The organism is Oenococcus kitaharae DSM 17330, from assembly GCF_000241055.1.
Taxonomy (GTDB): Bacteria; Bacillota; Bacilli; order Lactobacillales; family Lactobacillaceae; genus Oenococcus; species Oenococcus kitaharae.
Genome location: NZ_CM001398.1, coordinates 400,544 through 413,021, shown reverse-complemented (window position 1 = coordinate 413,021; position 12,478 = coordinate 400,544). Strand labels below are relative to the sequence as shown.

Here is a 12,478-nt window from a genome sequence, read left to right as displayed (position 1 = left end):
ATCTTATCCCCGGAGTCCAATAAAGGCTGCGAATAATAGAATAATAAATACCAAGGTTGTAATACCTACATAGAGAAAGTCTTTAGCAGCTAAAAAAGCAAAAATGGAGGCAAAGACACGAATAGTTGGCGTCAAAATGAGTATAAAAATACCCATCATCAGCCAAGCTGCTGCTTTTCCACTTATCAGGCCTGCGATTAGGGGACCTAAATCTGTAGGAATATTTTTTCCGTAACCGGTATTTCCGTGAAGCAGCAGCAGAATAACGCCAACACTCATCACGATAACAGCAAAAAAAACGCCTACACGCAGAATCCAGCCGATGCCATTTTCTATTTTTCTCTCGTTTGTTATTTCTTGTTTATCTGCCATTAGTATAAATTAATCCCGAAAGCCTTAATAATCAATTGGATACCGGCGATCAGAACCACCGGAATGAATATAGTTCGAAGCAATTTATTTGGTAAGTGCGGCATGATTCTAGATCCCAAAGTAGAGCCGAAAATAATCCCGATGGCAATTGGTGCAACAATCAAGGGCTGCAAAGTACCATTAAAAAAGTAAATGACCGCTGATGCTGCAGCTGTTACACCCATCATAAAGTTAGAGGTAGCACTAGAAGGCTTTAATGGCATCTGCATCACACTGTCCATAGCAAACACTTTAAAACCACCAGAGCCGATTCCTAATAGTCCAGAGGCAAAACCAGCACCGAACATAATCAGAGCACCTAAAGGCACCCTTTGGATATGATAGGATACGTTTTTTTGTTCCAATTTATTGTAGTAACTGGAGTCTAATTTGAGTTTGGCGGCTATCTTGTCGTCCTTTGATGCGAGCTCATCCGCTTTTTTATTATGAATTTTCTGCCACATAGCGTAACCTTGGTAGACGAGCAATAAACCGAAAAAAGCATTCAGCCATGCGGGCTGAAAAATACCGACAAGAACGGCTCCGATTAATGCACCGATGGTTGTAAAAATCTCTAGAAACATCGCCACACGCACATTTAATAAATCATCTCTTAAATATGCTACCGATGCACCGGAAGAGGTACCGATAACTGCAATGATTGAAGCGGCGATAGCATAATGAATAGGTAAATTAAAAGCAAGTACTAAAATCGGTGTGACAATCATGCCGCCGCCTAACCCTAATATCGAACCAAAAATACCAGCCAGGACACCAATCAAAATGTAAGTAATTAAGAGGCTAAGACTCATATTTACTATATTAGCGGTATTAGTTCCTTTTTACACATAGTCTTGGGATAAATGCCGTATTTCTCATTTGCTGATTAAAAAAGGCTTGCTTTATAGCAAACATGTCTTTATAATGAATAGAATATTGTCTAGTAGTTCAGTGGTAGAACGCCACACTGTTAATGTGGATGTCGCTGGTTCGAACCCAGCCTGGACAGTTTGAGGAGCTAAAGCTCTTTTTTTATTTCCTAAATGCGGCCCCCTTCTTGTTTTCTTAACCATGGATTTCCGTGATTGAGACATGTTCGATTTTATTCGTCATTTTTCTGATTTAACTCTTTAAATACGTATCAAGAGTTATAGGAGGAATTTATAATGAATTTTTTGAAAACAGATTATGACCATTTGCCTGAAGGAGGCGGTTACGATGCATTGCCTACCGGTAATTATGAGGTTGTTATCAAAGATATTAATGAAAAAGAAGCGGCAACCGGTAATGCGGGTATTGCCTTTCAGTTAGAGGTGCGTCACGGCATTGGAAACGAAGCAGGTCTAGTTAATGCCAACGGCAAATTTGCAGGTCGCGTTTTCTTTACAACGGTGTGGAATTCAGAAAGAAATCCTGAGTATCGTTTTACAACTCTTAATGCGATCGCTGTCGCCGCCGGGGCTTCTAATAAGCGTATTTATGAAACTTTTGAAGATTTTAAAAAAGAGCTGATTAATAAACCTGTTCGTGTGGCTGTTACGCATGATGTGTCAACTTTTCAAGGCGAAGATCGTGTTCAAGAGACCGTCGCACCTTGGGATTGGGAACCAACGCAAATTGTTTTGGAAAATGTCTAAACCGCTTAGAATCGGGAATGTGTTCCCGATTTTTTTTGTATGGCAAAGGCAGGCAGAAATCTGATTGATAAGTTTGGGAATTGAAAATAAAAATGTGTAAAATAGACTAAGTGACCGAGAGAAATTATACAATCAAAGAACTTGCAGATGAATTTGGAAAATCTAAACAAGCTATTCGAAACGCCATTACCAAAGGTGGTTTGTCGGTAAGTAACCGGAAAAAGACCGGTAAGTTAACGGTACTTGAATATAGCGAGAAAACACATTCTTTTCTAGCTAAGAAATATGGTGAAGATAAAGATAGTACAATTGTTGACAAATCCGGCCAGAATACTAAACAAGAAAAAGCTGCTGATAATGACTTGGCAAGCGGCCTGGCCCTTAACGCTTTAATTAAACAACTTGAAGAAGTTAATAAGCAGTTGACTATTAAGGATGAACAGATAAAAGATTTACACACACTGCTGGACCAATCTCAAAAATTGCAATTAAGTGAAAAAAAGAAGCCACTCTTAGAAGATGGTGCAGAAAAAAAAGAAGGCTTTTTCAGCCGTCTCTTCAAATGAGGCGCTATCTATTGACCGTAAATTCTTTTGTGACCATGAATTCCTAATAATTTAAATGGTGCTTTAGACATTGCTGTCACTTGAAAATCACTGCCGTCCTCAGGTAGCGAGGCTTGAAAAGCACGTTCGTACTCTGCTATAGACAATTTTTTTCTATTTCCGATAAGGCGATCGTTATCTATTTTAGACAGCCTGCCTTCAAAACCTGCTTCAATAGTTAGAGTGAAAAATTCCGCGACTGCACCGGATCCGTAGCTGAAGGCAGCAATTTTGTCGCCAGTTTTCAGTTGTTGATCAAATTGCAATAATGAAATCAGACTAAGGTACAGAGAAGCTGTATAAATATTCCCGACTTTTTGATTGAGATGGATTGCTTGCGAAAAGGCTTGCGAGAGTCGTTTTGACGAGCCGCTTTTATCGGTTTCTAATGCCAGATTCAATGCCTTAAAAGCTAATTTAGCATAGGGCAGGTGGAAGAGCATCGCTGAAAAATAACTCAAATCCAGATGGTGTTTTTGCATGTAGGCCTTAAAAACAATCTGAAAAAATTTTAAATACTGTTCTTGTGAATAGTGGCCGTCTGCGAGCGCTTCTTTAGCATAGTTCGGCCGCCAAAAGTCCATGATCTGCTCACTATGAATTTCGCTTTGACCGTCTAAGCTGACAATTTTAGGATCTGTACTAATAAGCATCGCCACTGCGCCTGCACCTTGTGTGACTTCGCCAGGTGTGTTGAGGCCGTAACGTGCAATATCAGAGGCGATGATAAGTGCTTTTTTGGATGGATGGTTTGTAATGTAATCCAGTGCACTGGTCAAAGCCGCGGTTGCCCCGTAACAAGCCTCTTTGATCTCATAGACACGAGCTTGAGAACTGATGTGGAGTAATTCTTGCACATATAACGCTGCCGCTTTTGATTGATCGATGCCTGATTCGGTTGCTAAAATTAATAAGCCAATCTCGTCTTTATCTGTTTTACTTAAGATTTGATCTGCTGCATTGGCTGCCATTGTGACTGTATCTTGGTCTAATGGTGCGACAGACATTTCTTTTTGCATCAACCCGATCAGATATTTGTTCGGATCAACCCCTCTTGCGTGGGCTAAATCGACTAAATCGAGATAATATTCTGGCGTATAGTAAGCGATTTTATCAATGCCAATTTTCATATTTAATCCACCTCTATTTCCATTGCCATACCCATACCACCGCCGACGCAAAGCATTGCAAGGCCTCTTTTTAACCCGCGATTCCTCAATGCGTGAATCAGGCTAACAACAATTCGAGCGCCCGATGCTCCTAAGGGATGGCCCAAAGCCAATGATCCACCATTGACGTTTATTTTCTCTGCGGGGATGTGAAGAATTTCAGCATCAACTAAAACTTGTGCTGCGAAAGCCTCGTTGATCTCAAATAAATCGTAATCGGCAATTGTTCTTGCTTGTTTTTTTAATAATTTCTGCGTTGCCTCGACTGGCCCGTATCCAAAGAATTCGGATTGGACACCAGCTTCACTTGCTGTATTCAAATAAGCAATAATAGGCCAGTCTTGTTTTTCTGCAAAAGATTCCTTAGTGAGCAGCAGCAATGCTGCGCCATCATTCAACGGTGCAGCATTGCCGGCTGTAATTCGTCCTGATATTTTAAAAACACTTTTTAGTTGTGCTAATTTCTCTAGCGTACTGTCAGGTCTGATTGATTGATCCTCTTTAATATTTTGATTTTGGACTTGGATAGGCACAATTTCATTTAAAAAACGTCCTTGTAGAGTGGCTTGATAGGCTTTTTGATGCGATCGGTAAGCCCAACGATCCTGAGATTCTCGTGTAATTTGATATTTTTCAGCCAATGATTCTGTTTCCAGACCCATAGCTTTGTTATTAAAGGGGTCAACCAGACCATCAACAAATAAGCTGTCTTGGAGATTGCTTTCCGTCAATTGTTCATCTTTTTTGATAAAACGGACTGTGTTGGTCATACTTTCTGAACCGCCTGCCAAGACGACTCGGCTGTCGTCTAACCGGAGGGTATCGCTAGCTAATTTAATTGCTTTCATGCCGGATGCACAGAGCTGGTTGACTGTAAAGGCAGTGGCGGAGTTGGAGAGACCGCTTCTTAATGCCGTCTGACGAGCAGGATTCTGTCCACTGCCTGTTTGATAAACGTTGCCTAGAATCACTTGGTCGACAAGTTGTGGGTCAATATGTGTCTCTTGAAAAATGTTTTGATTGACCAAAGTAGCTAAATCGACCGCGGAAAGTGAATGGAATTGTCCTTCGTATTTACCGATGGCACTTCTTTTTGCGCTGATGACAGCAATTCGATCATTTTGCATACTTACCATTATAAAATGCCGATTGTCTTCCCGCTTAAAGGCTGGTGTATTTAATAAAAAAACAACTATTAAATTTTTAATATGAGCAAGAAAGTCCCTGTTTGCAAGAATAAATTTTTGATAAACGATTAAAAAATAATCCATATCATCCAAATTTTGTGTCATAATTTTTTCAAATGAATCGTGATACGGCAAAAAAGGCCGGTGCAATATTCCGGAAAATAAGAAGACAACGGCAAATTTCGACTCAGCAACTAGCTGCTGGCTTATTATCTGTGTCTTCGATTAATAAATTTGAAAACGGACACGCTAAATTATCTTTTACGATCCTAGCTGAGTTATCGAGACGGATGAATTTGCGACCAGATTATTTTTTTCAGGAAATTTATAAGCAAGAAGGTTCTGCTTACACGATTTTTTTAAACAAAATCAAGCCAATTTATGAAAGTAACGATTTGCCGACATTAAAAAAAATAGCTCAGAAGAAAGCACTCGAAGTTGCTCATAATCCCGATTTTGATTTAATAGGTCAATTAGTGACGCTGTTTTCTTTAATCAAAGGAATTGATCAGCAATATTCGGTTGATACAAAAATGATCGAAAAAATTGCCAGCCACTTACTAGCTATTGAGTATTGGGATCCATTTGAGATTTCTTTATTTAACAACTGCTTGATTTTATTTACATCTGTCATGATCAAAAATCTGCTGAAAGAAATTTTGTATTCTCTGGATGGTGTCGAAGCTTCGGACCGGATCTTATCGTTGCTATGTAATGCGGCTGATATTTTTTATCGCCGCAAAGATTATGAGGCAGCTCGAAAAATTATGCTTAAATGTGAAACGCTTTTTTCTGACCAAACAAAATTAATGATCCGTTTTAAATTAACGTTTATGAAAAATCTGCTTTCGTCCAGTCGGAAACAAGCTGTTATCGATAATAATAAGTTAATTGAATCACTGCGCATGATTGGATCCAATAATTTAGCTTCTTCGTATGAAGTATATATGCGTAAATATGATTTTCCTGAAAAGCTCTCAAATACTCCGAAAAAGAGTTGAAATCAACTAAAAAACCGCTATTTTTACCGTTTTGTCGCAAAGAGTGCATGATGCGTTATAGTTTCGATAAGCAGTCGTAAGCTTTTATGGTTCTATGTAACTTTTCTCTTCCACTTCTCATCCACCATTGATGCTTTACTACTGCTGATGATTTTAAAAAAATCGAAGGGCGGAAACGCTCTTTTTTAAGTTGTGTTACTCAGCTATTTCGAGAATTTTCGTGATAAACGATTTTATAATCCAGAAATTGAAGTGTGCGATCGAGTTGGTTTATTTTGTTTTCTAGACGCCGCCTGCTTGCTTGCAGCAAGCGGACCTCGTAGTTGTGATCCATTAAATGATTCACATAATCTTTCATCTCGCTAAGCGACAGACCCGCTTGGTGAAGATAAGAAAGGACACGGATCCGTTCCTCGCTTTTACTATCAAATAAACGGTTACCGGCACGGTCGCGTTGAATATTGATCAGCCCCTGGCTTTCGTAGTAGCGGATAGCCGACGCGGTTAAATTATGCTGTTTAGCAATTTCTGAAATGGATACCAAATCTTTACCTCAAATCTAAAGTTGACTTAAAGTAACTTTAACATGCTAGTATCACCATAGCAACTGATGAAAGGTGGTATCAACATGAGTAAAAAGAATCAAGTTTGGTTTGTAACGGGTGCTTCATCCGGATTCGGACGAGCATTGGTCGAAGAGTTAATTCATGAAAATTATCCGGTCGTCGCTACGGCAAGAAAAATTGCCAGCCTTGCTGATTTGCCAACAGGAGAAGCCGATGTTTTAAAACTGCCATTGGACGTTACAAGCCAAGAGCAGATTCGTGATGCTGTTTCTCAAGCGGAAGCGCATTTTGGCTTTATTGATGTTTTGGTAAATAATGCGGGTTATGGTTATTTTGGTGCTGTCGAAGAGTCTGATCAGGCTGAAGTCAGGCGTATGATGGCAACTAATTTTTGGGGCGCTAACGACATGACGCTAGCCCTTTTGCCAAAGATGCGGGCACATCGATCTGGCCGCATCTTGAATGTGACTTCAATTGGCGGATTAGCCGCTTTTCCGACTTTTGCCTATTATCATGCGACAAAATTTGCGATGGAAGGCTTATTCCAGTCCTTGCGTGAACAAGTGGCGCCATTCGGGATTCAAGTAACCAATGTCGAGCCCGGCGCTTTTCGAACCAAATGGGCTGGTGAAAGTCATAAAGGTGCTACGAATTTAATTGATGACTATCAAGCTGTTCATGATGCCAGATCAGCTTCAGAAACACGTTCTGGTTCGCAAGACGGTAATCCGAAACTGGCAGCTAAGGCTTTTATCAAATTGGCCAACATGGAAAAGCAGCCCATGCATTATCTGTTTGGTAAAGATGCTTACCGCACAGCGACAAGTACTTACCGGCAAGCACTAGACGAGTTCGAGGCTCATAAAGAGGATGCAACGCATTTGAGCTTTGGCGATGATGCTTATTGGGAACAATAAAATGCTTTCATTCATGAAAAAACGCCCTTTATTTTTAGGACGTTTTTATTTTGAACATGATCATTTCAATCTGCTGCTGGGCGAAGCTGCTGATTTTGTATTGTAAAGACTTGATCCATACGATCGGCGATCTCAGGTTTTAAGTGGTGTGTCACCATCAAGAGGGTAATAGTCGGATCGTTAATCAGACTGTTTTCAATTTGATCAGCTGAAGCCGGGTCCAAAGCCGAAGTGCCTTCATCGACTAGAAAGATTGATCGGCCGGAAACAAGGCCGCGTGCCAGGACAATGCGTTGTTTTTGCCCACCAGATAGATCGGAACCGTTATGGGCAAGCTGCGTTTGTAGACCATCAGGGAGACTTTTGATTAAATCGGCCAAACCAGCTTGGTCGATGGCACTTTGCAAAAGGTCTTGACTGACTGGCCGAGTCATTGTGATATTGTTTTTCAAACTGTCATTAAAGATATAGGGATCCTGATCCAATTCATAAAGCTGGTTACGAATAGAAACCGGATCAAGGGTTTTGTAATCAGCACCGTCTAAAGTAATTCTGCCTTGATAATCTGTCAGTTTGGTAGCTAATAAAGCTAAGAGCGTGGATTTACCGGCACCGCTCGGACCGATAAGGGCGTATTTCGCTCCCTTTTTGATCGTGAGATTTAAGTGACGCAAGATGTTTTTGCCTTGATAGCTAAAATCTACTTGCTGAATGGTTAAGGCTGATTGAAAAGCAGCTGCTGCGGGTAACGCCGTTGTGTTATCAACCGTAGATAGTTCTGTAAATTTGGCCATAATCGGAGCTGTAGCTTTTAACTCGGACTAATACCGGTCAGCTGAGAAAAGATGGTCCCAGAAAAGTATTGAGCCGCTGAGACGGCTCCAATCGGAGTGAGTTTGAGAAAGATCAGAAAACCAGCCTGGGCAAGGACAATCACTTGACTGATAATACTCATACCGTTGACTGTGGCCATCATTTTGCCAAATACTTTGGATCGGGTTTCAAAAGCATGATTCGCCTCTTTAGAGGCCGCGACTGTTTTAGCAACAATCAAGGAGCGTGCATTCAACATAAACAGGGCATTGAAGCCTTCTAACAGATCTTCGATGCGAGACATTAACCGTTCATTGGCTTGAGTCCGCTTTAACGAGGTCTGACTAAGGGCTTTCTGGAATATCTTAGGCAGAACCATCATGACAATACTCAAAACGAAGACTGTGATGAGGATCGAATAATGGAAATAAGCTAGAGTCAAGCTGGCTAAGACCACATCGGTAATGGCTGTCACAATTGCAAAGAAATTCTCAATCCCTTCCGAGTCAATGATCGAAAGATCGTTGGACATCCAAGAACTATAATCGCCAGCTTGCCGCTGATGATAATTTCCGTAACTGCTTTTGGCAATCCGTTCTGTAATGTCTCTTCGAATTGACGTATTGGCGGCCTGCTTAACACGCGTTAAAGCGTAAATACTAAAGTACATGCCTAGGGCAAACAATAGATAGGAGACCAGCATAATTGTGATCCAAAGCAGAAAACTTTGGAAATGCCCGGCAACCAGGACGGTCAACGCATTGGCGCTGGCAATCCCACCTAAAGTCTGCAAAGCTGAATTGGTAAAATTAATTGCCGCCAATCCAAGAGCCTTGCTTTTGTGTTCGTTTAAATAAGTGAATAAGCTTTTCTGAGTCTTAACCATCAATTACCTCCCGTCTCTTTTAAGATGACGCTGTAATTCGCGCTGATATTTGCGATAGCGTTGAAAACGCTCAGCATCCAGCTGTCCAGAAGTAATCGCTGCTTGAACGGCGCGGCCTGGTTCGTTTTCATGACGGCAGTTTCGAAATTTGCACTGAGCTGCTAGAGCATCAATGTCAGAGAATAAACCTGACTGATCATTGTTGACGAGCCCGATTTCTTTGATACCAGGTGTGTCGATCAGATAACCGAACTCTGGGCTGATGAAATATAAATGAGAGCTCGTCGTTGTATGTTTGCCACGCTGATCGCCTAGCCGAACGGCACCAGTTTTTTGCAGCTGGCGGCCGGCTAACTGATTGATAATCGTCGATTTACCAGCTCCAGAAGCGCCGATAAAGATCGAAGTACTTTGGGCTGATAAAAGCGTGTCAAAAACAGCAAAACTGTTTGATCATAAATCGACAAGGACAGACAAGATAATTTTGGATAGGCTTGCTCGATCAGCTGACTGATTTGTGTGAATCCTTGACGAAAATCCCGCTTGGTTAATAAGATATGCAGCTGGACATGATTCAAGCTGAAAGCCAGCAAATAGCGTTCTAATAAGGCGATCGTAAAACGCTGATCGCAGGCAACCACAATAAAAACATCGCTGACATTTGCAGCTAATAGTTGAACACCGCTTTTAACATGAATAGATTTTCTGGCTGAACTAATATTTTTTGATAGTTGATTAACTCTTGGCAAAACATCTGAAATAACTAATTGACCCGCTTTATTTTCAAAGGAGACAAAATCGCCAACCGTGAGCGAATCAGATGCTTGACTTATTTGTTGTTTTAAAAGACCGGTCAAAAGTAGCGAATGGTGAATCGTACCATGACGATCGGCAATCGTAATATTGCTTTGATTAAAAATTTGAATGATGCGTCCAACTTGGTCGATAGGCTGATCAAGTTGGTTAGATGAAAGATAAGATAAAATACAATAATCGTTTGTCTGCAAGACAATAAACTCTTTTCGTTTAGATTTGGTTGATTGTGTTTTATCTAGTAAGCATGTCGAAAGTATGGCACGGATGATTTTGTTTGTCAACGATTGTTATCTACTAAAATGATAAAAATTCTTCATAAAAATCATTTTCAGTACAGAAGCTGTGCCGAAAAGCAGCCTGGATTAATTTTTTATTTTCTTGCCGACCATGGTGTAGACGGGTGCGGGCACAAAAGGCCAGTGACGATAAGTGGCTAAAGCGAGCGGATCAGTACTATCAAGTTCGCCGCTTAGACTGGTCATCCCCCGACCTTTAGCCCATTGTATTTGAGCAGCTTGCAGCATCCATAAAGCAGTCGGATTTGTTGCACCTAACCAGCCAAATGTTAAAGTTCCTGGGTTATCTTCAAAGGGAAAAGTATAAGCCGTGATTTGATTGTGCTTGATCAAAACCATCGGCGCATCTAATAAAACATCAGGAAATACTATCCGTTCCCATTGAGCCGGGGTTGTTACAGCCATGGGATTGATTGTATGCACTTGACGGTAATCGGTCAGGCTCATCTCAATCAGTTGTGTTTTTAAAGGATGATTGGCTTGAATATCAGCTGTTGTTAATATTTGGCCCTCTGTTGTGCTTGGCAAGGCAATATCTGCTAATTGAGCGTTCGGGCTGACAGTTTCTCGCCACACGGAAAATCCTTGAGTCAGCAACCATTCTGTGAAGGGACTAAAGGGTCGGTATTCCCAAATGACGAGCCGATCTTTATGCTGGCGGCCAACTTCTTGGATTGCATCATTTAAAATGATCGAAAACATGTCTGAAGAGAGTGCATAAACCGCTATGCCAAGTGCGTGGGGATGAAATTGATTTGTCGAGAAGACAAGTAGAGCCGATGGCTGGTGCTGTGCGTCATAATAGATTTTACTACTGGAGATGTTCGCGCGATACTCCTCCCAAATTGGCATTTTCTGGCTTACATTAGCTAGTAATTGTTGTGCGTCATTTAAATTCATATAGCATCTCGTTCAGCCATTATGATAACTTAAATTTATCATGACGGAAATGAATGGCACTAAAATTAAACTGGCAGTTATGCCGCTGTCATTGGCAGAGGAAGAATATCAAATATTCAAAAATCCAAATTTATTTGTTTATACAAAACATGATTATTTTAAAAGCGTTGAAGAAGCACGGGATTTTATTAAAAAACACAATCGGTTGGGCAATTTCTGGGGGATTTTTTTAAAGGATGGTCAATTAATTGGTAATTGCCAGCTGTCCATTCATAAGATAACTGGTGAACTGTCTTATACGATTGCCGAAGAATATTGGGGACAAGGTTTTGCTAGTGAAAGCGTGCAAATGCTAATCAGGCTGGGCTTTAGAAATTATTCATTGAGTCAAATAATCGGCAGCTGTGTGGCGGACAATATTGCTTCGGCAAAAGTCATGCTTAAAAATGGCATGGTGTTTTCAAAAAAAGAAGAAAAAGCCTTTGAGAAAAACGGCAGGTTTTACGATTTACTGGATTTTGTCAAGGATTCCAAAAAATAATCAGATTCCATGTATAAATTTTGTTAATTATTGAACTTTTCTAGTCGATACAGTCCTTCTTGATCCACTTGGCTGATACCATTTTTAAAAGTGTATCCCATCTTTTCATAAAATTTCAGTCCGGTAATTGAGGCAGGAATTTCTATTCTTTTTGCTCGTTTAAAATACGAATCCTGCTCCAATATTTGAATCAGCTGTTTACCGATCCCTTGTCCTTGATAATCCGGCAAGACAAAAATATTAAACAGACTACTTTCATCTTCTTTGCCCCAATAAGGGCCAATTGAACCGATAGCTACGATTTTGTTTTGGCCATTATCAACCAGCACATAACAATGAAAATCTTTTGCTCGTTCAATCAAATCTTTAGCTGTTAAATGTTTCAAATCATCCTCAATGTATGCTTTGGAATAGTCTTTGATATTAGTGGTGAGCATGGTTGTGGCGATTAAACTGGTAGCTTCATCTGCATCCGAACTTTCAAATCGACGATGGGTAATCATTCGATATTTCTCCTATCAGATCTAAATAGACCTATTAGTATCTCATCTATACAAAAAAATACGAAAACTAAATTATGGGTATTAGTAAAAACATAAGAAACAAAAGAACTAGAATACCATATATATATTTTGTCCATATATTCTTAGGATCAAGCAACACATGAAAATCACCATAATTAAACAAATTGCCTGACGCTAATAATCGCAAAAACGGTGTCGCTATATTAATA

The 12,478-nt window shown here is 40.3% G+C and carries 16 protein-coding genes and 1 tRNA gene; 6 read left to right on the top strand and 11 right to left on the bottom strand.

Annotation, left to right across the window (positions count from 1 at the left end):
• Window positions 1-3: 3 nt before the first annotated feature.
• Together OKIT_RS02100 and OKIT_RS02095 are read right to left on the bottom strand one after the other, a co-directional pair.
• Window positions 4-372 (bottom strand): DUF1634 domain-containing protein, encoded by a 369-nt coding sequence (locus OKIT_RS02100; RefSeq protein WP_007744906.1) that lies wholly within the window; start codon window positions 370-372, stop codon window positions 4-6.
• On the bottom strand, window positions 372-1,223 hold the full coding sequence (locus tag OKIT_RS02095; RefSeq protein ID WP_007744904.1) for a sulfite exporter TauE/SafE family protein: 852 nt from the start codon (window positions 1,221-1,223) through the stop codon (window positions 372-374). The genes OKIT_RS02100 and OKIT_RS02095 overlap by 1 nt, the downstream gene beginning before the upstream one ends.
• 125 nt (window positions 1,224-1,348) lie before the next feature.
• Here OKIT_RS02095 and OKIT_RS02090 point away from each other — a divergent pair.
• From OKIT_RS02090 to OKIT_RS09330, 3 genes are all read left to right on the top strand, one after another.
• Window positions 1,349-1,420 (top strand) — tRNA-Asn (locus OKIT_RS02090).
• Between the two features lie 157 nt (window positions 1,421-1,577).
• Window positions 1,578-2,048, top strand: a complete 471-nt coding sequence (locus OKIT_RS02085) for a DUF669 domain-containing protein (RefSeq protein WP_007744903.1) — start codon at window positions 1,578-1,580, stop codon at window positions 2,046-2,048.
• A gap of 110 nt (window positions 2,049-2,158) precedes the next feature.
• Entirely contained in the window at window positions 2,159-2,614 is a 456-nt protein-coding gene (locus tag OKIT_RS09330) for a hypothetical protein (RefSeq protein WP_007744902.1), read from the top strand.
• Between the two features lie 8 nt (window positions 2,615-2,622).
• Here OKIT_RS09330 and OKIT_RS02075 read toward each other — a convergent pair whose 3' ends face one another.
• Both OKIT_RS02075 and OKIT_RS02070 read right to left on the bottom strand, forming a co-directional pair.
• A complete protein-coding gene (locus OKIT_RS02075) occupies window positions 2,623-3,783 on the bottom strand; it encodes a hydroxymethylglutaryl-CoA synthase (RefSeq protein ID WP_007744901.1) in 1,161 nt (386 codons plus the stop codon).
• A gap of 2 nt (window positions 3,784-3,785) precedes the next feature.
• A complete protein-coding gene (locus tag OKIT_RS02070; RefSeq protein ID WP_028291835.1) occupies window positions 3,786-4,949 on the bottom strand; it encodes a thiolase family protein in 1,164 nt (387 codons plus the stop codon).
• 176 nt (window positions 4,950-5,125) lie between these two features.
• On the opposite strand from OKIT_RS02070, the gene OKIT_RS02065 reads away from it, so the two are divergent.
• Window positions 5,126-6,010: a helix-turn-helix domain-containing protein gene (locus tag OKIT_RS02065; RefSeq protein ID WP_007744897.1), complete on the top strand. Its 885-nt coding sequence runs from the start codon at window positions 5,126-5,128 to the stop codon at window positions 6,008-6,010.
• Between the two features lie 199 nt (window positions 6,011-6,209).
• Here the strand turns inward: OKIT_RS02065 and OKIT_RS02060 are convergent, their stop codons facing one another.
• Window positions 6,210-6,554: a MerR family transcriptional regulator gene (locus tag OKIT_RS02060; protein WP_007744896.1), complete on the bottom strand. Its 345-nt coding sequence runs from the start codon at window positions 6,552-6,554 to the stop codon at window positions 6,210-6,212.
• Between the two features lie 84 nt (window positions 6,555-6,638).
• Between OKIT_RS02060 and OKIT_RS02055 the strand changes: the two genes are divergently transcribed.
• Entirely contained in the window at window positions 6,639-7,493 is an 855-nt protein-coding gene (locus OKIT_RS02055; protein WP_007744895.1) for an oxidoreductase, read from the top strand.
• A 65-nt stretch (window positions 7,494-7,558) separates the two neighbouring features.
• Here the strand turns inward: OKIT_RS02055 and OKIT_RS02050 are convergent, their stop codons facing one another.
• The 5 genes from OKIT_RS02050 to OKIT_RS02035 all read right to left on the bottom strand — a co-directional run bounded on the left by OKIT_RS02050 (window position 7,559) and on the right by OKIT_RS02035 (window position 11,204).
• Entirely contained in the window at window positions 7,559-8,287 is a 729-nt protein-coding gene (locus OKIT_RS02050; protein WP_007744894.1) for an ATP-binding cassette domain-containing protein, read from the bottom strand.
• Between the two features lie 17 nt (window positions 8,288-8,304).
• Complete coding sequence (locus tag OKIT_RS02045) at window positions 8,305-9,192, bottom strand: ABC transporter transmembrane domain-containing protein (RefSeq protein WP_007744893.1); 888 nt, start codon at window positions 9,190-9,192, stop codon at window positions 8,305-8,307.
• A 3-nt stretch (window positions 9,193-9,195) separates the two neighbouring features.
• Window positions 9,196-9,555, bottom strand: a complete 360-nt coding sequence (gene rsgA, locus OKIT_RS09845; RefSeq protein WP_415634890.1) for a GTPase RsgA — start codon at window positions 9,553-9,555, stop codon at window positions 9,196-9,198.
• Complete coding sequence (gene rsgA / locus OKIT_RS02040; RefSeq protein WP_007744887.1) at window positions 9,543-10,289, bottom strand: GTPase RsgA; 747 nt, start codon at window positions 10,287-10,289, stop codon at window positions 9,543-9,545. Before rsgA (OKIT_RS02040) ends, rsgA (OKIT_RS09845) begins: the two co-directional genes overlap by 13 nt.
• A gap of 81 nt (window positions 10,290-10,370) precedes the next feature.
• Window positions 10,371-11,204, bottom strand: a complete 834-nt coding sequence (locus tag OKIT_RS02035; RefSeq protein ID WP_007744886.1) for a hypothetical protein — start codon at window positions 11,202-11,204, stop codon at window positions 10,371-10,373.
• A gap of 40 nt (window positions 11,205-11,244) precedes the next feature.
• On the opposite strand from OKIT_RS02035, the gene OKIT_RS02030 reads away from it, so the two are divergent.
• Window positions 11,245-11,745: a GNAT family N-acetyltransferase gene (locus OKIT_RS02030; protein WP_007744885.1), complete on the top strand. Its 501-nt coding sequence runs from the start codon at window positions 11,245-11,247 to the stop codon at window positions 11,743-11,745.
• A gap of 23 nt (window positions 11,746-11,768) precedes the next feature.
• On the opposite strand, the gene OKIT_RS02025 is transcribed toward OKIT_RS02030, so the two are convergent.
• Window positions 11,769-12,248, bottom strand: coding sequence for a GNAT family N-acetyltransferase (locus OKIT_RS02025; protein WP_007744884.1), 480 nt, complete (start codon window positions 12,246-12,248; stop codon window positions 11,769-11,771).
• Window positions 12,249-12,478: the final 230 nt, after the last annotated feature.

Bases quoted from the DNA above. Each gene is read 5' to 3' on its own strand.
- OKIT_RS02035 (WP_007744886.1), bottom strand. From the start codon at position 11,204: ATGAATTTAAATGACGCACAACAATTACTAGCTAATGTAAGCCAGAAA.
- OKIT_RS02095 (WP_007744904.1), bottom strand. From the start codon at position 1,223: ATGAGTCTTAGCCTCTTAATTACTTACATTTTGATTGGTGTCCTGGCT.
- OKIT_RS02025 (WP_007744884.1), bottom strand. From the start codon at position 12,248: ATGATTACCCATCGTCGATTTGAAAGTTCGGATGCAGATGAAGCTACC.
- OKIT_RS02065 (WP_007744897.1), top strand. From the start codon at position 5,126: ATGAATCGTGATACGGCAAAAAAGGCCGGTGCAATATTCCGGAAAATA.
- OKIT_RS02070 (WP_028291835.1), bottom strand. From the start codon at position 4,949: ATGCAAAATGATCGAATTGCTGTCATCAGCGCAAAAAGAAGTGCCATC.
- OKIT_RS02030 (WP_007744885.1), top strand. From the start codon at position 11,245: ATGACGGAAATGAATGGCACTAAAATTAAACTGGCAGTTATGCCGCTG.
- OKIT_RS02055 (WP_007744895.1), top strand. From the start codon at position 6,639: ATGAGTAAAAAGAATCAAGTTTGGTTTGTAACGGGTGCTTCATCCGGA.
- OKIT_RS02085 (WP_007744903.1), top strand. From the start codon at position 1,578: ATGAATTTTTTGAAAACAGATTATGACCATTTGCCTGAAGGAGGCGGT.
- OKIT_RS02045 (WP_007744893.1), bottom strand. From the start codon at position 9,192: ATGGTTAAGACTCAGAAAAGCTTATTCACTTATTTAAACGAACACAAA.
- OKIT_RS02100 (WP_007744906.1), bottom strand. From the start codon at position 372: ATGGCAGATAAACAAGAAATAACAAACGAGAGAAAAATAGAAAATGGC.
- OKIT_RS02075 (WP_007744901.1), bottom strand. From the start codon at position 3,783: ATGAAAATTGGCATTGATAAAATCGCTTACTATACGCCAGAATATTAT.
- OKIT_RS02050 (WP_007744894.1), bottom strand. From the start codon at position 8,287: ATGGCCAAATTTACAGAACTATCTACGGTTGATAACACAACGGCGTTA.